The organism is Micromonospora sp. C41 (assembly GCF_018070485.1).
GTDB classification, from domain to species: Bacteria; Actinomycetota; Actinomycetes; order Mycobacteriales; family Micromonosporaceae; genus Micromonospora; species Micromonospora chalcea.
The window spans coordinates 35,263-55,984 of the sequence record NZ_JAGPXP010000015.1; the positions used below are offsets into that span (position 1 = coordinate 35,263).

Here is a 20,722-nt window from a genome sequence, read left to right on the forward strand (position 1 = left end):
CGATGAGTTCACATGTCCCGGCCGGTCTCAGCTGGTGCATCCGTTCGGATGCACCAGCTGATTCTTCAGGAGGACGAGAGCCATGAGCGTTGTCGACACCACTCCCCCGCCCGTCACCCGTGGGCTGCACCGCACGCTGTGGGTGCTCCAGGGCTTCCTCGGCGTCTTCTTCATCGTCGCCTCGGCCGGCCCCAAGCTGTTCGGCGAGACGAACACCGTCCAGTCCTTCGAGGACATGGGCGCAGCGCCCTGGTTCCGCTACTTCATCGGCCTGGTGGAGCTGGCCGGTGGCATCGGGCTGCTGGTGCCGCGGCTCGCCGGCCTGGCCGCCGTCGGGCTGGCGCTGCTCATGGTCGGCGCCGCCATCACCCAGGCGTTCATCCTGGACGGCGGCGCGCTGGTCATCACCCCGGTGGTGCTGTTCTTCCTGTTCGTGTTCATCGCCTGGGGCCGGCGCGACTCGATAGGCCGCCTCTTCAGGCGATGAGCAGGCGGGTGCACCCGGGGTGCGGCCGGCGGCCGGTCACGGCGTCCAGCGCACCCCCGGGTTCACCCGCCCGGACCAGTCGAAGACGGCCATGTTGTCCCAGCCGTTCCCGGTGCCGTTGATGTTCGCCGGGTCCCAGCCGTTGCCGGGGACGGCGTACCAGGTCGGCTCCCAGTAGAAGACCCCGATGGCGCCGGCGTTGCGGGCGGTGTTCTGGACCCAGTCGAACTGCTGGGCCTGCCCGGCCCAGGTCGCGCTGATCCCGTCGCAGGTGACGTCGCCGATGACGTTCGGCTGGCCGTCCGCGTCGTCCCGGGTGAACGGGTACGCGGTCTCCACGATCACCACCGGCTTCCCGTAGCGGTTCCGCAGGTCGACGATGTTGTTGTAGAGGTTCGCCAGGCTGCCGTGCCACATGCAGTAGTACGACAGGGCGGTCATGTCCCACTGCACGCCCTGGGCGCGGATGCCGTCGTAGAACCAGCGGGCGTTGGCGTTGCTGTCGGCGTTGGCGGTGTGGATCATGACCGGGATGCCGCCGCCGCAGGCCTTCACCGCGTTGTAGCCCTGCTTCAGCAGGCCGGCCAGCGGGGCGAAGTCGTTGTTGACGACCTTCCCCTCGTTCCACAGCATCCCGACGTTGATCTCGTTGCCGATCTGCACGCTGTCCGGCAGCGTGCCCTGCCCGCGCAGGGCGGCGCAGACGTCGTACGTGAAGGCGTACACGTCGTTGCGCAGCTGGCTCAGGCTGTGGCCGGCCCAGGCGGCCGGCTTGTACTGCTTGCCGGGGTCGGCCCAGGTGTCGGAGTAGTGGAAGTCGATGAGGACCTTGAGGCCCTTCGCCTTGGCCGCTCTCGCCTGGACCAGCACCTTGCTCTTGTTGTTGTAGCCGCTGGCCGGGTTGTTCCAGACGCGCAGCCGGACGTAGTTGACGCCGGCGGACCTGAGGATGTCCAGCGGGTCACGGGCGACCCCGCCCGCGTCGTAGTACTTCGCCCCCAGGTCCAGGCTGCGCTGCAACGACGAGACGTCCGCGCCCCGCATGCTCAGCGTGTTCGCGGCGGCGACGGGCGCCGGCGTACCCCCGATCGTGGTGGTGAGGGCGAGGACGACGGCCGTGACGGCCCCGGCCAGGGCGCGGCGGCGGTGGCGTGTGGTCACAGGACTTCCTCTCAGCCGACTGTGCAGGGGGCGCCGTTGAGCGAGAAGCCGGTCGGCGGCGCGTCGCTGGCGCCCCACCGTCCCTGGAAGCCGAAGGTCGCGGATCCGTCCGGGGCGATGACGCGGTTCCAGTCGACGTTGCGGGCGGTCACCGTGGCGCCGGTCTGCCCGACCGTGGCGTTCCACGCGTTGGTGATCTGCTGGTCGCCGGGGAAGCCGAACGTGACGATCCAGCCGTCGACCGCCGCCGTCCCGGTGTTCTGGACCGTCACCGTGGCCACGAAGCCGCCGGCCCACTCGGACTGGTTCCGGTAGGTCACCCGGCAGGTCGAGGGCGGCGGTGGTGGCGGAGTGGTCGTCGTGGGCACGGTGACGGTGTTGGAGGCGATCGACACGTTGCCGGCGGCGTCCCGGGCCCGCACGTAGTACAGGGTGCGCAGCGGCGTCGACGGGGGCAGCGGCCCGGTGTACGTGGTCCCCGGCACGGTGGCGACGAGCGTCGAGGTGAACCAGCCGTCGAACCGGTAGACGTTGTACCCGAGCACGCCGACGTTGTCGGTCGACGGTGCCCAGGACAGCGTGGCGGTGGAGCCGGTCACCTCGCCGACTGTGAGGTTCTGCGGCGCGCTCGGCGGGGTGGTGTCCGGGCCGGTGTCGGTCACCGGGGTGACCACCGTCAGCGCGTCGGTGGCGGCCGAGCGGCGGCCGTCGCCGTCGCGGGCCGACACCCGGAACGAGTACTGCCGGCCCGGCTGGATGTAGTTGGTGATCGTGGTGGTGGTGACGTCGCCGAGGCTGAGGCTGTAGATCACGTCGTCGAACGCCTGGTAGTAGGTGATGTCGTACCCGACGACCGGGCAGCAGCCGCGCGTGGCGGCCGTCCAGGTGAGGGTGACCGAGGTGGTCCGCACCTGGGTGGCGGTCAGGTTCGTGGGCGGGCTCGGCGGGAACGGCGTGGTACTGGGCGTGCTGGGCGTCGACGTGGGCGGCGAGACGGTCCCGGTCGGGTCCGCGACGGGCGCCGCGGCCCCGCCGGGCGCCGGTGCGACAGCGGGGTACGCGGCGCCGGCGCCCGCCGGCGGCACCGCGGTCAGGGCGGTGCCGAGCACCGCCGTGGACACCACGACGGCCGCCGGCAGACCCGGCCGCAGACGGCGCAGAAGTGAGGACGAGGAGACGGCAGCCATACGCCGACGATGCCGCCAACGCATCGATGATCGCCAACGTATCCCACGCCTCGGTCGGGACGGCAACCCGGCGACCAAGGCACCACCTTTGCCTGATTCGTCGTTTTGCGCCGCCTATCTGAGCAATCAGCCACAATCGGAGAGACAGGGTGAGCCGCTGCGGAACGGCCACCGCACACACGAAGGCTGGACGGGAATCGGCGATGGCCACCTTCGAGTACCGCTGCCCGCAGGACGGCAGCTTCGACGTCGTGATGCCCGTCGGCACCGCGGGCCCGTCGACGAGCTGCCCCCGATGTGACGGCCCGGCGACCCGGGTGTTCTCCGCGCCCCGGCTCACCCGCACGCCGGCGGCGCTGCGCGAGGCCATCGACCGGACCGAACGCAGCGCGGAACAGCCGGAGGTGGTCGGGCAGGTGCCCGGCCGTCGCCCGGCGCGCCGCTCGACGAACCCGGCCCACGCCCGACTGCCCCGATGGTGACCACGAGAAGGGCTCAAGACCGTGCCTGAACTGCTGTTCCCCCTCGACTCCACGAAGAGGTTCACCGACCAGGAGAAGGTCGGGCACAACCGCTGGCATCCCGACATCCCGCCCGTGGCGACGGTACGGCCCGGACAGTCGTTCCGCGTCCACTGCCGCGAGTGGTTCGACGGCGCGATCCACAACGACGACTCCGCCGAGGACATCCGGGACGCTCCGCTGACCCGGGTCCACGCGCTCAGCGGCCCGTTCGCCGTCGAGGGCGCCGAGCCGGGCGACCTGCTCATGGTCGACATCCTCGACATGGGCCCGATCCCGCAGGAGTCCGGTCCGCTGGCCGGTCAGGGCTGGGGTTACACGGGCATCTTCCCCACCGGCAACGGCGGCGGCTTCCTCACCGAACAGTTCCCCGACGCGTACAAGGCGGTCTGGGACTTCACCGGCCGCAAGGCCACCTCCCGGCACATCCCCGGGGTCTCGTTCACCGGGATCGCCCACCCGGGACTGATGGGCACCGCCCCGTCCGCGTCGCTGCTCGCGACCTGGAACCAGCGGGAGGGGGCGCTGATCGCCACCGCACCCGACCGGGTGCCGCCCCTGGCCCTGCCCCCCGAGCCGCAGGACGCGATCCTCGGCAGCCTCACCGGCGCCGACTTCGACCGGGTGGCCGCGGAGGCGGCGCGAACCGCGCCGCCTCGGGAGAACGGCGGGAACCAGGACATCAAGAACTTCACCGTCGGCAGCCGGGTCTTCTACCCCGTGTACGTGCCGGGAGCCAACCTGTCCCTCGGCGACCTGCACTTCTCCCAGGGCGACGGAGAGATCACCTTCTGCGGCGCCATCGAGATGGGCGGCTTCGTCGACCTGCACGTCGACCTGATCAAGAACGGCATGCAGACGTACGGCGTCGCCGAGAACACGATCTTCATGCCGGGTGACACGCCGCCGCAGTACTCCCAGTGGCTGGCCTTCTCCGGGCTCTCGGTCACCCTCGACGGCGAACAGCGGTACCTCGACTCGCAGCTCGCCTACCAGCGCGCGTGCCTGCACGCCATCGACTACCTGACCCGCTTCGGCTACCAGCCGGAACAGGCGTACCTGCTGCTCGGCGCCGCACCGATCGAGGGCCGGCTCTCCGGCGTGGTGGACATCCCCAACTCCTGCGCGACCGTCTACCTGCCCACCGAGATCTTCGACTTCGACATCCGACCCTCGGCCGCCGGTCCGACCCGGATCGACCCGGGCAAGGGCGCCCCGAAAGCCACCATGCCGTGAGCAGGTGACCCTCGTGCAGAAGTCATCCCTGACCGCACTGGCCCGCGAACAGCTCAAGCTCGCGCACGCCGCGCCCAACGGCCGCAGCAGCTCCACCGTCTACGGCGGCCACGAGCACAGGCTCCGCCAGACGGTGATCGCGCTGACCGCCGGCCAGGCGCTCGGCGAGCACGAGAACCCCGGCGAGGCCACCGTCCACGTGCTGCACGGCCGGGTCCGGCTCGGCGCCGGCGAGACGTCCTGGGACGGCGCACCCGGCGATCTGCTGATCGTGCCGGACCGACGGCACACGCTGGAGGCACTGGAGGACGCCGCGGTGCTGCTCACCGTCGCCAAGCGCTGACCGGCGAACCCGCCGTCCCCGCTGACCAGTACAGGCGGTCAGCGCTCCCGGATAATCGCTGTTACGTTGTCGTCAATGGACACCGATGATCACCCCACGGGGAACGGCGGCGCGGATCTCCCCGGCGTCGAAGCTCTACGCGCCGCCGAACGGCGTCTTCAACGTGCCCAACTGTCCTCCGACGTCGCGGCGCTGGATCGGTTGATCGATGACCGGCTCGTGTTCACCGGGCCGGACGGCCGCCTCTACTCCAAGCAGGACGACCTGCACGTGCACCGATCCGGGCAGCAGACGATCACCCGGGTGGACGAGGAGGACCTGGCGGTCCTCGTGGCCGGCGGCACCGGTGTGACGTGGTTCCTCGGCACCGTGGAGGGCACCCTCGCCGGCGAGCCGTTTCTCGCCCGGGTCCGCTACACGCGCACATGGATCCTCGACGAGGACGAGGGGTGGCGCCTGCTCGCGGCACACGTCGGTCCGGCCGACTGAGGCTGCCGTCAGGTCGCGGCGAGCGCCTTGGTGATGTTCCACTCGGCCAGGTCGAGCATCCACTTCCGGTCCGGGAAGTCGGTGTCCGCGATCCGCAGTGGCCCTTCGATCAGGGACAACGTCTGCGCGTACCGGTAGAGCTCCAGCCGGTGGGGATCGAGATCGACCGGACGCAGCGCCGAATACGCTTCGCCGAAGCGCATCTGCAGCCAGGCATGATCCCATTCGACATCGAAGTACGTCAGCCCCTCGAAATCGATCATGACGGCCTCGCCGGCCGGCGTGACGAGAACGTGGTCCGGGCCGAGTTCACCGTGCACCAGCCCGTACTCCTCGCGCGGGGTGACCGCGCTCCTGAGATGGCGTACGTGGGCGGCGATCCGGTGATGGGCGTCGGCCAGCCGGGCGTCGCGGGCCGCTGCCGCGTCGAGGTGGCCGAGCGCCCGGTCGACGATCACGTCCTCCGCGCGCCGCGTCTGGGACGCCTCACCTCGCGCGACGGCCGCGACCTTGCCGTAGTGCGGTCCGAAGGCGGTGTGCATGCGGCGCAGGGCATCGCCGAGCGCGGACAGCGGCCTGGCGGCGGTGGCCGGATCGTGTTCCAGCACCGCCTCCAGCCGTCGCGCGCCGGCGTCCTCGACGAGCGCGACGTCGGCGTCGAGGTGACGGCCGTCCCGGTCGATCATCATCAGATGCGGGACACGCACACCTGCCGCGGTGAGCGCCGCGTGGCTGGCGGCGAAGAGATCCGCGCCCGACGCATCGGTGAACGGGTCGTCCGGGATGGTCGGTGACGGGGGCCAGTAGTTCTCGTCCGCGGCCCACACGTACAGCATCACTGTTGTCCGGTCGTCCAGCCGGAGCCGGTAGACGCCCTTCTTGGTGCCGCCCGTCAGCCGGTCCAGGGCAGCGAGCCGCCGGTCGGAGCCGAACTGGTCCGACACGAGGTCGTGCAGATCGTCCGGCTGCAGGAAGGTCCGCGTCATGGCCGCCTCTCGTCAGATCGAGGCAGCCAGGCTGCCAGGCCGAGCAGCGGCACACAACCGAGTTGACGCAGCGGACTTCGCGGACCGGCCCGCCCCGGCGCTGACCGTGTTCGCGCTGCTGATGCAGGTCGGCTTCATCGGTGGTGCCACCGAGCAGCCGGCGCTCCCTCAGATGTTGGAGCCGTCCGACGGCAGGCCGGGCGGTGGCTGCGGGGATCCGCCCCGGCCGGCAGCCGGTGGACAGGACATGCCCAGGGTGTAGGCCGTCATGGACAACGAGCCGTAGGCATAGCCGTCGACGAGGACCTCGGTGTCGGGGATGTCTCGCCCGGATCGGAGATCGAGCCTGCAGCCTGCCCATTCGGGCGGCTGCCGAGTGACTCCTTGCGATGGAATCATGATCAGGTGACGCCCTTCCACATCGATGTGCCCGAAGCCGTCCTGGACGACCTGCGGGCTCGGCTCTCGCGGACAAGGCTCGCGCCGGCCGCCCCAGGTGAGCCGTGGGCCGCCGGCACCGACCCTGCGTACCTGGCAGATCTGGTGCGGTACTGGCTCGACGGATTCGACTGGCGTGCGGTCGAGCGTGCCCTCAATCGGCACCCTCAGTTCGTCACCACGGTCCGGGGCACGCCGGTCCACTTCGTTCATGTCCGCTCGGCATCGCCCGACGCCACGGCGCTGATCCTGACCCATGGCTGGCCCAGCACGTACACGGAGATGCTGCCCCTGATGTCCCGGCTCGCAGACTTCGACCTCGTCATACCGAGCCTGCCGGGCTTCGTCTTCTCCGGGCCACTCGCCGAGGGCCCGACGACCGAGGCGGCTGTCGCGGACGTGTGGGCTGAGCTGATGACCCGTCTGGGCTACGACCGCTTCGGCGCCTACGGTGGCGACATCGGGTCCGGCGTGTCGACGTGGCTCGGCGCCCGCCACGCAGATCGGGTCATCGGGGTCTTCTCGCAGCACATCAAGTTCCCGCCGGCGGACCGCAGGGGCGACCTCAGCCCAGCCGAGGAGGCGTTCGTCGCCATGCTCGACGCGAAGGCCCAGGATGACTGGGGCTACGGAATCATCCAGGAGACACGGCCCGACACCCTTGCGGCCGCGCTGAGCGACTCGCCGTCCGGACTGGCCGCATGGATCATCGAGAAGTACCAGCGCTGGAGCGACTGCGGCGGCGACATCTCCCGCCGGTTCGGCTTCGACGAACTGCTGACCACCGTGATGCTGTACTGGGTGACCAACTGCATCGGCACGTCCTTCCGGCCCTACCGTGACGACCGCCTGGCCCCACCACTGCCGATCGTCGCCGTGCCTGCCGGTATCACGGTCAGCGTGGAGGACGCCGGCCTGCCCCGGTCGTTCGCCGAACGCACCTACGCCAACCTCACCCACTGGCGCGAGCCCACCGTCGGCGGCCACTTCTTCGCCCAGGAAGAGCCCGACCTGCTCGCTGCCGACCTGCGCGCCTTCTTCAGCGCGCTGCGGTGATCCAGTAGCTCAACCGGCGGCACCGCCGACCCGGACCGGTACCTGGTGGTGCCAGCTGGCGCGCCGCAGGAGCCGGGTGGCCGCGATCGTCGCCGCCCACGTCGACCAGCTACCCGCCCGCCGCTCGGAGATGGCGCGCGGGCATGCTGCGGCAGCCGGCGCGGAAACGACCAAAGAGGCCGCCGCCTCCGTCCGCCCGAAGGCAGGTGGAGGCGGCGGCCTCATGGCGTACGGGGTTATCAGGAGCGTCACGCTGAAGCTCCTGCGTGGACACATGATCGACCAGACGCAATTTCCGCACTGAGGAGCTTCCTGCTGCCTCGTCCTGTCCAGTTGTCGCGCACGGGCGAAGGACCTGAATCTTGACTAAGGGAACCCGGCCTCGTACAGTGTCCAGACATCCAAAAATTTAAGACTATGTCTCTCAACGGGGGTTGGGTGTTCCATGGCTCGAAAAGAAGGCCGTAGTAGGTCAGTTGGCACCGTAATCGCATTAACCGCTTTGATGCCTGCGGTCGCTTTGATGCCGACGACGCCGTCGTTCGCTGCCGAGATTCCATGCAGCTCAACCTTGTCACCAAGCGAGATCAAGTCGGTCGGCACTTCTTGCCAATTGGCTTCGGACACCGTCGTCCGAGTCGCCGAGGGTCTCGAGGTTGCAGTTCCGGAGCCAGGCATGGTCGCCATCGTGCAGGTTCTGCGGACGCCCGGCTCGACGGGCCCGAGCGCTGCTTCTGTCTATCGGGCGACCGACGGTCAGCTGGCGTTGCAGATCGACGAGACGCCCGCGCTTGGATCCACTGCCACAGCGGGCGCTCTCAAGCGCATCCTCGCCAAACGCGCAGAACCAGCCACCAAGCACCCAGAACCAGCCGGGGCAGCGAAGACTCAGTCATCTGGGCTCGCAGCTGTGCCTGCGTACTGCGGAAGCTCCTACGAATACAACTTCAGCGGCGGCGTATGGCAGCAATCTGTGTTTCCGTGGACCTACAACAGCCGGTCGCAGCCGGCCTCGGACGCGCTTCAAGCCATCAAGTACGGCTTCCAATTCATAACTGACACTTCTTCCGCATGCGGCACGTACTACACGTTCGCCTTCGCCGACTATCGAGGGTCAACCACCCGCTACACGTGGGGAACGAGGGACAACGGAAATGTAGTCGGATGGGCCGGATTTGATCCGGACATCTTGGGAGCCACCTACTCGTGGGTCGACGGCTCCGGCCTCAGGGTAGAGGTCGACATAGCATTCAACAACCGGGTCACGAACTGGTTCACCGGCCTTTCCGGGACTGTCCCTGCGGGGCGTTTCGACCTCATCTCCGTTGCCACGCATGAGGCTGGGCACGGCTTTGGCTTGGCGCACTACACGGGCAGCTCTTATCCGGTGATGTTCCCGACGCTCGGCACGGGAGTGAATAAGCGAGTCAAGCGGAGCGGTGATCTTACCGGGATGGGCACCTTGTACTGACAGGCAAGCCGTAGTACTCCGGCGTCGCTCGACTTCGGCGTTGGGTGTGGCGAGCCATGAGGACGGCCACCGCACGTTCATCGATGGTCTGAGGACCGCCGATGAACGTGCGGTGGCCGTGTGCCACAGTCGGCTACAGATCCCTGCCGGCCGCCGTTGTGGACCACCCGCGAGTTGGTCAGGCTCGGGTGCGCTGCCGCTGCCGGGTCGACACGACCGCGACGACAGCCATCAGGACCGCGACGACCAGGGACGGCAGGGCGTCCGGCCGGCGCAGCAACTCCCCCGTCAACCCGCTGTTGTCCAACTGGTGGAGCGTACCCAGCAGGAGGGTGGGGACGACGGCGATCAGCAGCCGCTGGTCGGCCGTGGCCACCCACAGGAATGCGGCAATCCCGGCGACGACCATGACGGCGACGACGATCCGCGGACCGGCGTCGGCCATGCGGAGGCCGCCCGCGGGGATGAGATGCAGGGCGAGGATGCCGGCGGTGACCAGGACGGCGTTGGCCCGGGGCGCCGGCGGCACGTCCGCCGGACGCCGCAGCCCCAGCACGATCAGCGGCGTGGCGACGACCGGCGCCCACCACTGCGGCAGGCCGTTGAGGAACAGGTACTGCGAGATCACGGTCGGCACCACCGCCGCGGTCACCGCCAGAACGGCGGCGGTACGGGCGCGGCCCGCGACGAGCGCCACCAGCGCGGCGATCAGCACGATCTCGTGGATGCCCTGATTCCGCAGGACGGTCAGAGGGTCCGAGAGTCCGCCGAACTGGAACGCCTCGACGATGTCGTCCAGGCCGATGAGGACACCCAGCGCCAGCACCGCGAGGGCGCCGAGGTGGATGCCCTGCCAGAACAGCACGGCGGTGGGCCGGGGCGCGGTGCCGCCGCCGTACACCCGCAGGCCGCCCCGGACGAGCGAGGCAGCCTCCCGGGCGCTGGGCCAGCGGCGGGTGGTGGGTTCGTCGCCGATCAGCGTGTCGATCAGCTCGTCGGCGCGTTCGCGGCGGTAGTCGGCGGGGTAGGCCCGCAGCAGCATCCGGTAGCGCTTCTCCAGGACATCGGAACTCATGCTGGTCTGATCCTCGCGGTAGAAGGGTGACGGGCACTTGCCTGCGATTGGACCCGGCGCGGCAGGCGATCCATGACCACCCGGGCGGCCTGGGCGAGCCGGTCGGCCTCTTCGGTGAGTACGAGACAGCCCTCGTCGGTGAGCCGGTAGTAGCGACGGGCACGCCCGTTGACGATCTCCTCACCGTCGGCGGTGACGAGGCCCTCGCCGAGCAGCCGGTCGATCACGGAGTACAGCGACCCGGCGGCGAGGGTCACCCGCCCGTCGGACAGCTCTTTGACCCGCTTGATCACGGCATAGCCGTGGAGCGGCCCGCCGAGCAGAGCGGCGAGGACGAAGTACGACGGTTCCCGTAGCGCGGGACGCGAAGCCGATCCCATGAGCCGAATATACAACCAACTTGAGTATCCGTCCAAGGTGACTGTTCACAGTGACCCTTGCCCAAATTATCTTAATGATTAAGGTAATTGCATGAGCACATCGACGGACTTCTCGGTGGCGATCGCCGGCGCCGGCCTCTCCGGCCTCTGCCTCGCCCAGTACCTGACGCGCGCCGGCATCGACGTGCACGTCTACGAGCGGGACCCGGGCCCCTTCATCCGGCGGCAGGGTTACCGGATCATTCTCGACCGGTACGGGCTGGAGGCGCTTCGCGAGAGCCTGCCCCGCTCGCTCTACCACCTGGCGCTGGCCACCGGCGACGAGCCCGGCGGTCACCTGCGCTTCACCAACAGCCGGCTGCGGGACGCCTTCACCATCACGTTCAAGGACGAGCCGGGCGCGACCCGCCAGGTCGACCGGCTGACCCTGCGGTCGATCCTGCAGTCCGGGTTGAACGGGCGCATCCACTACGGCAAGGACGCCGTCGCGGTGGAGAGCGGCGGCCCGGCAGGGCTTCGACTGCGGTTCTCCGACGGCGAGGCCGCTGCGGCAACCGTCGTGGTGGGCGCGGACGGCGTCGGCTCGGCCCTGCGACCACAGCTCATGCCGGACGCGGACCCGGCGAACACCTCGATGGCGGGGATCTACGGCCGCTCTCCCCTGCTGCGCTACGGCGAGAGCGTCATCCCCGACGCACTGCGTACCAGCGGGGTCCTGGCCATCGCCGACCGGCCGGGCAGCGCCTTCTTCTTCACCTCCATGCGGTTCGGCGAGAGCCCGCAGGCGGCGTTCGCACGCCTGGCCCCGGGCAACTACGCGCCCAGCGGCGACGACTACGTCATGTGGGGCCTGCTGCTCCGGCAGGAGGAACTGCCGGCCGACGTCCGCGGGAACCTGCTGGCGCTGTGGAAACTGGCCGACCGATTGAGTACGGACTTCCATCCGCTCATCCGGCGCCTGGTCGACACCGCCGAGCTGGACGCCACGGTGCTCAACCTCTTCGCCACCGGCCGACGGCCGCACCGGTGGGCGGTGCCACGGGCCACGATGATGGGTGACGCCGTACACGTCATGCCACCGTTCGGCGCCCACGGCGGCAACACCGCGCTCCGCGACGCCGCCCTGCTCGGCCGCCGGCTGGTCGAGGCGCGGGCGGGCGCCACCTCGGCGGAGGAGGCGATCGCCGCCTACCAGGACGAGATGACGGACTACGCCTTCCGCGCCGTCGACACCGCCTCCGGACTGATGCGCCGCCTCACCGGGGGCGCGGCCGCGCCACACTGGGTGCTGACCCGCGTGCTACCTCGGCTGCACCGGGTCACCGTGCCGGAGGCATGATTGCCCGCATGTCCCACGATCCGGCCCGCGCCTCCGCGATCACCGACCTCATGCGCGCCGGGCGGGAGACGTCGCGGCTGTCCATGGTGTTCCGGTACGCCATCGCGGAGCGGCTGGGCCTCGCCGTGAGCGACCTGGAGTGCCTGGACTACCTGGCGGACATCGGCTCCGCCACCGCGGGGCAGATCGCCGAGCGGACCAGCCTCACCACCGGTGCGGTCACCAGCATGCTCCGCCGGCTCCAGCAGGCCGGTTACGTGACGGCCGAGCGCGACCCGGCAGACCGGCGGCGGGTCGTCGTCACCATACGGCCGGAGCGGATCGCCGACCTGGAGCGGCCGTACGAGCGTTTCGCCGAGCGGGCGGAACGGCTCGTCGAGGGCTACAGCGCCGAGGAGGTCCGGCTGCTGGTCCGGCACCACGACCGCCTGCAGGCGATGTACCTCGCCGAGTTGGACCACCTCCGCGACGGCGACACCGAGTAGCCCGGCCGTCGCCCGTGACGACGGCGCGCCGATGGGCTCCCTTGGGAAGTCGTCCAACCTGCCGGGGAGCGGCAGTCATCACCTGTGAGGTGGGACGCTCTCCATTTGATTGCCGACGTAGACCTCCACCAACTCCCCCACCGTCCGGGGGAAGATCTCGTCCTCCAACGCGAGGAAGGGATCAAATCCCATCGACTGTTCGAGCCGCGTAACGAGGACGGCGAAGGCGAGACTGTCCAAGCCGCTGTCGGCCAGGCCGCTCTGCAGGCTGACGTCGCCGTCCTCGCCCCCTTCCTCTTTGATCAGCTTGACCACTTCACGAAGAACGATCTCCGCTACACGTTCCCGCTCGAGCACTGCGCCACCTTCCCTACGTGTTTGTCCGTCCACATTTCCGGTCCGGGCCTCATGCGGTGGAGCCGCCGTCCACGGTGATCAGCGTTCCGGTCACACCGGCGGCATCCGGGGAAAGAAGGTAGGTCACTGCGGCGGCCACTTCGTCGAGACGTGCGAACCGGCCGATCGGACTGCGCCCCTTGATGCGCGCCTGGCTCTCCGCCCCCAGGGCGCCGGTCATCTCGGTGTCAAGGAAGCCCGGCGCCACCGCATTGACCGTCACGCCGCGCCGCCCTACGTCGCGGGCCAGCGAACGGGTGAACCCCTCCAAACCCGCTTTCGCCGCCCCGTAGACGGACAGACCGCGGAATCCCGTCGAGGCAACGATCGAGGAGACGTTGACGACGCGTCCCCGGCCCGCTGAGATCATCGAGCGGACAAGATGCTTCGTCAGAACCATCGGCGACACAAGGTCGAGTTGCACTGTTTCCCAGATGGTTCTGTCCTTCACCAGCGGCAGGAGACCGTCGGTGCCGCGAGCGGCGTTGTTCACCAGCGCGTAGGGGGCGCCGTGCGCCTCCACGATTGCGCGTGCCAGGCCGGGCAAGGACTCCAGATCACTCAGGTCGGCACGGACGTGGACATAGCCCGGACCCACCTCCTCCGGCTCGACCTCGCGGCGGGCCAGGCCCACCACCCGGTATCCGTCGCTGCCGAGCCGCCGGGCCACCGCCCGCCCCAGGCCACTGCTGGTTCCGGTCACTACCGCGTACGGACAGTCGCCGCGGGATTCCGCCTCGTTCACGCTCTGCTGACCTTTCCGGTGGGCGACAAGAAGAACTCGGTTACCGCGGTGATCGAGGCAGGAGTATGCGACCGGGGCAGATGGTCGGCGACGAATGACCGCAGGGCCGACTGCAGTTCGTCGGGGTCGAGCCCACTGCCGAGAGGCGAAGGCACAACCCGGGCGGTCAGGATCCAGCCCGTGATCGGGCTGCGCCTGGGCGTCACCACGGCATCATGTACTGCGGGATGCCGCCGGATCAGCTCCTCGACCCGCTCCGGCGAGACCTTGTCCCCTCCGACGTTCACCGTCTGCGACTTCCGGCCGACGAAGTAGACCCGGTCACCGCGAGGCTCGACGAGGTCGCCCGTGCAGACGAATCCGTCCGGCTGCGCCGTGCTGCTTCCCGGCGCCCGGACGAACAGGACGCCGTCGCGGATCTCCAGTGCCACACGGCCGGGAGCCGGCTCGAGAAGATGCCGGGGAAAACCTTCCCTGCCGTCGCTCACCGAGAAGGCGGCACCGGCCTCGGTGGACGCGTAGACATGCGTGACGCGCGCATCGAACCGCCGCCGCAACGCATTGATCAGCGACTGTGTCGCGATCTCACCACCCAGCGTGATCTGTTGCAGCCGGAGGTCGTCACAGGCCCTGCTGCGCAGAATCATCCGCCACATCGTCGGAGTCGCGGACAGTGCGTCGACGCCGGCTCCGGCGAACAGCTGGAGGCGCTCGTCGAGCCCGGCGGCGTGGTGGGCGTCCACCAGGGTGTCGCCGTGGATCGCCTGGAGGACGACCTGGATGCCCGCCATCCGGGTAGGAGAGAACAGGAGACCCCACCGCCGCTGCTCGCGGTCGCCGGGATTCCGCGCCGGGCGTACCGGGCGAATTCGCCGCGTCAGCGAGTCGAGACTGTGGTCGGTCGGGGTGGGCGTCCCCGTCGTGCCTGAGGAGAAGACACGCCAGAGCGTATGCACGTCGGTGCTCGCGTCGCCGGCCGACAGTTCGCCGTGGGATGCGTAGGCGGCAGCTGGGGCATCATCCCCGGCCTCGCGCAGGACCACCGCCTCCGCCGAGCCTACGGTCGGACTCAGGTCACCCACGAACTCGACCCGGGCGGCCCAGCCCTCGAGTGCGACGATGGCCGAGGCGACCAGGCGGGAACTCTGCCCCACCAGGGCCACGGTCGCACCTCGGGGTACGCGACGTCGCAGGCCGAGAACGTCAGCGTGCAGGTCGTGCGAGGTGAGCGGCGGAGACCGGCCGTCGATGACGACCGGACGACCGACGGCAGCGGCCCCCGCTCGGCCGCGCGTCCCGTCATGGTCTGCGACTTCCACCTCAGGACCGTTCATCCTGCTCCCTCACTGCACCGCGGGCCCGGCGCCCGACCGGGGCGGATCGACCGGAGCGTGAACTCGTAGAAGATCCTGCCGTCTTCGGTGACGCACGGATGAGCCGCGAACATGCCCTCGCGACTCGCGCGACGTAGCACCCGGTTACTGCCGGACCCGCAGCAGAACGCCTTGTACTCGGGCGTGAAGAAGAGGTCGGACAACAGGGCCATGGCCGGGTCGAGAATCTTGATCTCCCCGTCGGTGTCCACGAGCCGTACCCAGGAATGCAGGCCCAGGCGTGCGCCTCCGAAGATGTAACCCGATTCCTGCTCGGCCGCCACACCACGGTCCAGCAGTTCAGACATCAGTACCTGGCACAGCGAGTCGCAGTCGCCGACGCCCCGGTGCCTGGTGCCGGCGACATCGGAGGACAGGGTCACGGGTGTGAAGTGGAAGCGGTACCGCCGCAGCAGGTCGTCCCAGACCTCCCGCACCCTCGGGTCTCGCACCGTGGCGGTGTTCCCGGTCAGTTCGACCCTGCCGCGCCACTCCGCCCTGCCGGCCTGGATCTCTTCATGCTGCCACTGCACGTCCGGTAGGACAGGCGCGCTCCACTCGGACGACGGGCAGTGCTCCGCGCGGGGACACTGGGCCCAGCCGACGATCTCGTAGGCCCGCGCGGAGACCCAGTCCGCGCCGTACGACTTCAGCATCCTCGCGAAGAAGATCATGATCCGCTCCGGACTGCTGCGTCCGGTGCCGCTGAGCAGGCCCACGTTCCACACGTCGCAGTAGTCGTGTCGGCCGTCCTCCTCCACGAGGCCGGCGGCAACCAGTTGCGCCAGTTCCTCAGGCGTACACCGCAAGGTGTCCAGCGCCTCGGCCCTGCTGATCCACACCCGGTGCTCGGGTGGAGTCGGCACGACGTCCCGCAGCCCTCCGAGGAGACTCATCCGAGGGCTCCGAGAGACTGGACGACGGAATCGGCGTGGCGGCCGATGTGTTCGCACATCAGTGACCGGAGCTTTCATATCGTGAGAGCCCGTGCCGGAAGACGGTCGTCCCGATCCACAGGCAGTAGAGGGCGACGACCGGCGTCAGCAGCCCCAGCCAACGAGCCGGCCCGTGCGCGAGGACAGCCGCGGCGGGGAAGAAGCTCATGAACGCATAGGGCAGGACGACGGTAAGGGTGATCCGGACCCCAAGGCCGTAGATGGTGACCGGAAAACGAGCCAGTTCCCCGAAGCTGTGCATGGAGAACGCGAACATGGAGTACGGGGAACGCAACCAGAAGGCGGCGCAGTTCGTGAGGAGGTTGAGCCCGATCTTCACACCGGCCGCCGCAACCACGAGCAGCAGCCCGAGCGCGACGCGACCGACGTTCCAACTGACGTCGACGTGCCGCACCGCGGCGATCAGCAGACCGGTGCCGAGGACGAGATTGCCCAGTCCGTTCATTCCCACCGCGGAGCTGAGCACCTGGAGGACCGGTGGATAGGGCCGCAACAGCATCGCGTCCAGCTGTCCGAAGTTGACAGTCACCGCGAGAGTCCAGGCTCCCTGCGCGACCAGCACGCTCAGCCCTTCCGCGACGACCACCAGCGCGTAGATGAGCACGACTTCCCAGAACTGCCAGCCGTTGATCTCCGGGATGCTCCGGAAGATCGCCCACAGGAAGACCACGCCGACGGCCTGCACGAGAACTGCCGACAGGCTCATGATCCAGAAGTCGGCCTCGTACTGGAGAGTGGCGCGCACCTGGGCACCGAGCAGACGGCGGTAGAGCCACAGCGCTCGTCGTACTTCAGCCACCATGGACCGTCAGCTTCCGAGCGGCGGCCGACCACATCAACCGCGCCAACCACCACAGCGCGACCGCCCAGGCCGCCTGCACCAGCACGGCGGTCGTCGCGTCGCTGCCGTCCAGTGAGCCGGTGTAGAGCAGCGCCGGGGTCGACGCCATTCCGACGAACGGCAGGTACGTGGCGATGACCCGCATCCACTCGGGCAGGAAGGCCAGCGGTACGAGTGCCCCGGAGAACAGCGTGATCAGGGCGATCCGGGCGGCCTGCACACCCACGTAGTTCTGTGTCCAGAAGACGAGCAGACCGCTCAGGTACACGATTCCGAACCGCAGGGGCAGCACCAGCAAGGCGGACAGGATGAACAGCGGCACGGTGTCCCGGTCCGGCGGCGACATGCCGCCGAAGATCGCGGCGGCTGCCAGGACGACCACGATCGCCGTGCCGGCTTCGTAGACGGCGAACCCGACGCTCTCGGCCAGGCGCGACCACTGGTAGTCGACCGGCCGAACCAGGTCCATGGCCACGTCGCCCTGCTGGATGCGGTTGGCCATTCGATAGTCGGTATAGCTGGACACCAGCGAACCGACGACGAACGCCACCAACAGGTACGCCTTCATCTGCGGCCAGTCGAATCCTTGCCGAGGGCCGGCGGCGAGTGCCGAGCGCCACAGGTACAGCATGGACAGGACGCCGAACGCCGAGGCCAGCATGCCGAAGAGGAAGCTCGTCTGATAGGCGAGAAGGCTCTTCAGCGCCATCCGGGCCATGCTCCGATAGGCACGTATCCGGCGTGATCGGGTATCAGCCGGCAACGGCACCGCACCGGCGGTCACGAATGTCATGACACGGTCTCCCGATCGACCCCGCCGCCGGGCTCGGGCCGCAACTGCCCCGCGTACACCTTCCGGACGACCGTCTCGATGGCCGGCTCGTCGATGTGCATGTCGACGATCTCCGCCTCGGCGAGCACTGCCGCCAGCACCTCTCGCGCGCCGAGCGTCATCCGGTCGAAGGTGACCGTGAGCTCGCGGTCGTCCGACCCCGCGCGGACCTGAGCGCCCGGCAGTCGCGCGGCGATCCGATCGACGCCCGCCAAGCCGGCGGCCAGCTCGAAGGACATCGACCGCTCGCGGACATGGGTGTCCTTCACCGACTGCAGGTCACCGTCGTACACCACACGTCCCGCGTCGATGATCACGATGCGCCGGCAGATGTCCTCGATGTCGGCGAGGTCGTGGGTGGTGAGCATGACCGTCGTCCCGTCCGCCACCAGCCGACGCACGAAGGAACGCACCCGGTCCTTCACCGCGATGTCCAAGCCGATCGTCGGCTCGTCCAGGTAGACGATCCGCGGTTCGTGGAGCAGCGCCGCGGCGAGGTCGGCCCGCATGCGCTGCCCCAGCGACAACTTACGGGCGACCACCGGGAGAAGGTCGGCCAAGCCGAGGACGTCGTCGAGGCGGGCCAGTGTCTCCCGGTACCGCGCGGCGCCCAGACCGTGCATGTCCCGCAGCAGTTCGAGCGAGTCACGTACGGGCAGGTCCCACCACAGCTGCGTTCGCTGCCCGAAGACGACGCCGACGCGTCGCGCGTTCTCCACCCTCGCCCGGTACGGCACCAAGCCGTCGACGAGGACCTGTCCAGCGGTCGGGACCAGGATCCCGGAAAGCATCTTCACCGTGGTGGACTTGCCGGCGCCGTTCGGACCGACGTAGGCCACTGCCTCGCCCTGTGCCACAGACAGATCGATGCCGTCCACAGCGACGTGCTCGGAGAATCTACGCTGGAGCAGGTGCCGGAGGGAACCGCGTAGCCCCGGCGCCTTCTCCGGCTTGCGGAAGACCTTACGCAGTCCTGCGACTTGGATCAATGTCACCGGACGAGCATGCACCATTTCCATCGCCGCGCCAACCACCTTGCCCCGCACGGATGCCAGCGATAGCCTTCGACGCAAGCCTCTCTCTGAATCGAATTGTTTTCGGTGTCCTGTTCAACGGAGAAGATGTCACTGCGGGACGGAGAAAAATTGGAAATTCGTTTTCGTGCGCCGTCCGGGCGAACCGCCGATCTGACCTGGGGACAGCAGAGGATGGCGCAACTGATGGCGGATCTCCAGCCGAACAACGCCTCACTCAACCTCAAGTTCGCTCACCGGATCAAGCCGGGTCTGAAAGCCGACGAGGTCGCGTCCGCCATCAGAGGAATGGTCGAGGCCTGCGAGTCCGCGCGAACCCTGTTCGAGCCGGACGCGCCCTCCGCACAGCAAAGGGTCACAACCGAGGGAGTCCTGCACGTCGCGGTGATCACCGCCGTGACAGCCACCTTCACATCGGCTCTCGAATCGGCAGCCGAGCTGGCGGGCACCCCGTTCGGGGCCGACGACCTCCCCGTTCGCGTGGGCATCCTGACCGATCGGAGCGGCCCGGCCTTCGTCCTGCTGGCCATCAACCATCTCGCGTCGGACTACCTCGGCGCTCACTGGATGACCTGGCACCTCCGCCACGTCCTCCAGGCTGACTTCTCCGACGGCGAGCCGTCGGCGATCCACCCCGTCGATGTCAGCCACTGGGAGAGCAGTGAGGCCGGCCGGCGGGAAGGGGCCCGTGCGCTGCTCCGGCACGAACGGAGCCTTGCACGCATGCCTCAGAGCATGCTGCCCCGGCTCCCGGTCGAGCCGTTGCATCCCCGCTATCGGTACGTGGTGATGCAGACGTCAGCCGGCGCGTGGTGCCTGAGTCACCTGGCCAAGCGGCACGGGGTCAGCGAGACGGCGGTCGGCCACGCGGCCCTCTCCCTCGTGCTGGCCCACGTCAGCGGGCTGAGCCGGGCCCACCTCCAGGTGTGCGTCAGCAACCGGGCCGGTCGGGACACGGCTGCCGTGGTGGGTTGCCTCACCCAGGACGTTCCCACCTGCGTGGCGATCGACGACGCCGACTTCGACGCACTGCTGCGGCGATCCGCCGGCGCCATCCACCACGCGACACTGACCGGGCGCTTCCCGCACCGAGGCCTGATGGAGGTGCGCGAGCGCGTCGAGAAGCGACGCGGCTTCCCGCTGGATCTCTCCTACTGGCTCAACAGCCGACTGTTCGTGCCGCTCCCCGCGGAGGCACCGAACGCCGCGCGGATACGGGAGGAAGCGGCCAGGACCTCCGTCCGGTGGCTGGGCGGCGACCAGTGCAGCACGAGCACCCTCTTCTGCTACCTGGACCGCCGCGACGACATACTCGAAGTGCTGATGCTCGTCGACACCGCCTATGTCGCTCCCGCCGAGGCGGAGCAGTGGTTGCGCGCGTTCGAGTCGATTCTCGTCACCGCGGTCCTGCGACCGGAGCTCAGCGCGGACGCTCTCGTCGCGGAGACCGGCGTCGTGTCGTTCCGCGCGACGGACGACTGGGTCAAGATCGACCACAGCTGGATCCACCTACCCACCACGGCGGCACGCCTGCATGCGGCGCTTCCGGGCATGACCCTACGACTTACGGTTGAGACTCCCGGTGGTGAGGCTTCCCTGGTGGCGATGGTGGCCAGTCCTCGGAGCGGCCGCGAGACCAGCGCTCCTTCCGACACCGTTGTCGTCGAGGCGCTTCGTGGCTGCCGGGTCGGCATGCGCCCGCACCGGTTCGTCTCGAGGGCAGGGGATGTACAGGACTGATCGGCGACGTGGACCGCCTCGCGGCCCGGGTGCCCGGGCACGCGAGGACAGCAGGCCGCAGTCGCTCTCGAACCGGTAGGCGGCGCCCAGGTCGCCATGGCCCTCTCACTCCCGGAAGTTACGGGAAGGCACCGAGAATCCCGGCGCGGCA

The 20,722-nt window shown here is 69.0% G+C and carries 23 protein-coding genes; 11 read left to right on the forward strand and 12 right to left on the reverse strand.

Annotation, left to right across the window (positions count from 1 at the left end):
• The first annotated feature begins 82 nt into the window (after window positions 1-82).
• The gene (locus tag KBX43_RS17570) at window positions 83-487 is read left to right on the forward strand and encodes a DoxX family protein (RefSeq protein WP_064447360.1); all 405 of its coding nucleotides are present in this window, start codon (window positions 83-85) and stop codon (window positions 485-487) included.
• A 36-nt stretch (window positions 488-523) separates the two neighbouring features.
• Here the strand turns inward: KBX43_RS17570 and KBX43_RS17575 are convergent, their stop codons facing one another.
• Entirely contained in the window at window positions 524-1,648 is a 1,125-nt protein-coding gene (locus tag KBX43_RS17575) for a glycosyl hydrolase 53 family protein (RefSeq protein ID WP_043325295.1), read from the reverse strand.
• Between the two features lie 11 nt (window positions 1,649-1,659).
• The gene (locus tag KBX43_RS17580; RefSeq protein ID WP_043325296.1) at window positions 1,660-2,835 is read right to left on the reverse strand and encodes a cellulose binding domain-containing protein; all 1,176 of its coding nucleotides are present in this window, start codon (window positions 2,833-2,835) and stop codon (window positions 1,660-1,662) included.
• Between the two features lie 203 nt (window positions 2,836-3,038).
• Here KBX43_RS17580 and KBX43_RS17585 point away from each other — a divergent pair, with 203 nt between their 5' ends.
• From KBX43_RS17585 to KBX43_RS17600, 4 genes are all read left to right on the forward strand, one after another.
• A complete protein-coding gene (locus KBX43_RS17585) occupies window positions 3,039-3,317 on the forward strand; it encodes a zinc ribbon domain-containing protein (RefSeq protein WP_069087883.1) in 279 nt (92 codons plus the stop codon).
• Window positions 3,318-3,338: 21 nt separating this feature from the next.
• Window positions 3,339-4,592, forward strand: coding sequence for a formamidase (gene fmdA / locus KBX43_RS17590; protein ID WP_043325299.1), 1,254 nt, complete (start codon window positions 3,339-3,341; stop codon window positions 4,590-4,592).
• 13 nt (window positions 4,593-4,605) lie between these two features.
• The gene (locus KBX43_RS17595; protein ID WP_210885608.1) at window positions 4,606-4,935 is read left to right on the forward strand and encodes a cupin domain-containing protein; all 330 of its coding nucleotides are present in this window, start codon (window positions 4,606-4,608) and stop codon (window positions 4,933-4,935) included.
• Between the two features lie 75 nt (window positions 4,936-5,010).
• Complete coding sequence (locus KBX43_RS17600) at window positions 5,011-5,424, forward strand: nuclear transport factor 2 family protein (protein WP_210885611.1); 414 nt, start codon at window positions 5,011-5,013, stop codon at window positions 5,422-5,424.
• 8 nt (window positions 5,425-5,432) lie between these two features.
• On the opposite strand, the gene KBX43_RS17605 is transcribed toward KBX43_RS17600, so the two are convergent.
• The gene (locus KBX43_RS17605; protein ID WP_210885614.1) at window positions 5,433-6,410 is read right to left on the reverse strand and encodes a phosphotransferase family protein; all 978 of its coding nucleotides are present in this window, start codon (window positions 6,408-6,410) and stop codon (window positions 5,433-5,435) included.
• Window positions 6,411-6,815: 405 nt separating this feature from the next.
• On the opposite strand from KBX43_RS17605, the gene KBX43_RS17610 reads away from it, so the two are divergent.
• The 3 genes from KBX43_RS17610 (at window position 6,816) to KBX43_RS17620 (ending at window position 9,375) form a co-directional block, all read left to right on the forward strand.
• Window positions 6,816-7,904 carry an epoxide hydrolase family protein gene (locus KBX43_RS17610; protein ID WP_187692317.1) on the forward strand — a complete coding sequence of 363 codons (1,089 nt, stop codon included), beginning with the start codon at window positions 6,816-6,818 and terminating at the stop codon, window positions 7,902-7,904.
• A 76-nt stretch (window positions 7,905-7,980) separates the two neighbouring features.
• Window positions 7,981-8,208: a hypothetical protein gene (locus tag KBX43_RS17615; protein WP_209960913.1), complete on the forward strand. Its 228-nt coding sequence runs from the start codon at window positions 7,981-7,983 to the stop codon at window positions 8,206-8,208.
• A gap of 372 nt (window positions 8,209-8,580) precedes the next feature.
• On the forward strand, window positions 8,581-9,375 hold the full coding sequence (locus tag KBX43_RS17620; protein WP_147265144.1) for a matrixin family metalloprotease: 795 nt from the start codon (window positions 8,581-8,583) through the stop codon (window positions 9,373-9,375).
• A gap of 178 nt (window positions 9,376-9,553) precedes the next feature.
• Here KBX43_RS17620 and KBX43_RS17625 read toward each other — a convergent pair whose 3' ends face one another.
• Together KBX43_RS17625 and KBX43_RS17630 are read right to left on the reverse strand one after the other, a co-directional pair.
• Window positions 9,554-10,450 carry a hypothetical protein gene (locus KBX43_RS17625; RefSeq protein ID WP_209960911.1) on the reverse strand — a complete coding sequence of 299 codons (897 nt, stop codon included), beginning with the start codon at window positions 10,448-10,450 and terminating at the stop codon, window positions 9,554-9,556.
• Window positions 10,447-10,830: a PadR family transcriptional regulator gene (locus KBX43_RS17630; protein WP_043325311.1), complete on the reverse strand. Its 384-nt coding sequence runs from the start codon at window positions 10,828-10,830 to the stop codon at window positions 10,447-10,449. The genes KBX43_RS17625 and KBX43_RS17630 overlap by 4 nt, the downstream gene beginning before the upstream one ends.
• 91 nt (window positions 10,831-10,921) lie before the next feature.
• Between KBX43_RS17630 and KBX43_RS17635 the strand changes: the two genes are divergently transcribed.
• Together KBX43_RS17635 and KBX43_RS17640 are read left to right on the forward strand one after the other, a co-directional pair.
• Window positions 10,922-12,169, forward strand: coding sequence for an NAD(P)/FAD-dependent oxidoreductase (locus KBX43_RS17635; RefSeq protein ID WP_210885617.1), 1,248 nt, complete (start codon window positions 10,922-10,924; stop codon window positions 12,167-12,169).
• Between the two features lie 8 nt (window positions 12,170-12,177).
• Complete coding sequence (locus tag KBX43_RS17640; RefSeq protein WP_231915556.1) at window positions 12,178-12,654, forward strand: MarR family transcriptional regulator; 477 nt, start codon at window positions 12,178-12,180, stop codon at window positions 12,652-12,654.
• 78 nt (window positions 12,655-12,732) lie between these two features.
• Here KBX43_RS17640 and KBX43_RS17645 read toward each other — a convergent pair whose 3' ends face one another.
• From KBX43_RS17645 to KBX43_RS17675, 7 genes are all read right to left on the reverse strand, one after another.
• Window positions 12,733-13,011 (reverse strand): phosphopantetheine-binding protein, encoded by a 279-nt coding sequence (locus KBX43_RS17645; RefSeq protein ID WP_158559989.1) that lies wholly within the window; start codon window positions 13,009-13,011, stop codon window positions 12,733-12,735.
• Between the two features lie 49 nt (window positions 13,012-13,060).
• Window positions 13,061-13,795, reverse strand: coding sequence for an SDR family NAD(P)-dependent oxidoreductase (locus KBX43_RS17650; RefSeq protein WP_069087888.1), 735 nt, complete (start codon window positions 13,793-13,795; stop codon window positions 13,061-13,063).
• The gene (locus KBX43_RS17655) at window positions 13,792-15,129 is read right to left on the reverse strand and encodes an AMP-binding protein (RefSeq protein WP_210885620.1); all 1,338 of its coding nucleotides are present in this window, start codon (window positions 15,127-15,129) and stop codon (window positions 13,792-13,794) included. Before KBX43_RS17655 ends, KBX43_RS17650 begins: the two co-directional genes overlap by 4 nt.
• A complete protein-coding gene (locus KBX43_RS17660; RefSeq protein WP_210885623.1) occupies window positions 15,126-16,010 on the reverse strand; it encodes a hypothetical protein in 885 nt (294 codons plus the stop codon). Before KBX43_RS17660 ends, KBX43_RS17655 begins: the two co-directional genes overlap by 4 nt.
• A gap of 112 nt (window positions 16,011-16,122) precedes the next feature.
• A complete protein-coding gene (locus tag KBX43_RS17665) occupies window positions 16,123-16,926 on the reverse strand; it encodes an ABC transporter permease (protein ID WP_210868693.1) in 804 nt (267 codons plus the stop codon).
• Window positions 16,916-17,749 carry an ABC-2 family transporter protein gene (locus tag KBX43_RS17670; protein ID WP_307851547.1) on the reverse strand — a complete coding sequence of 278 codons (834 nt, stop codon included), beginning with the start codon at window positions 17,747-17,749 and terminating at the stop codon, window positions 16,916-16,918. Before KBX43_RS17670 ends, KBX43_RS17665 begins: the two co-directional genes overlap by 11 nt.
• Window positions 17,750-17,754: 5 nt before the next feature.
• Window positions 17,755-18,843, reverse strand: a complete 1,089-nt coding sequence (locus tag KBX43_RS17675; protein ID WP_280841839.1) for an ATP-binding cassette domain-containing protein — start codon at window positions 18,841-18,843, stop codon at window positions 17,755-17,757.
• A 75-nt stretch (window positions 18,844-18,918) separates the two neighbouring features.
• Between KBX43_RS17675 and KBX43_RS17680 the strand changes: the two genes are divergently transcribed.
• Window positions 18,919-20,571, forward strand: coding sequence for a condensation domain-containing protein (locus KBX43_RS17680; RefSeq protein ID WP_210885625.1), 1,653 nt, complete (start codon window positions 18,919-18,921; stop codon window positions 20,569-20,571).
• Window positions 20,572-20,722 lie beyond the last annotated feature (151 nt).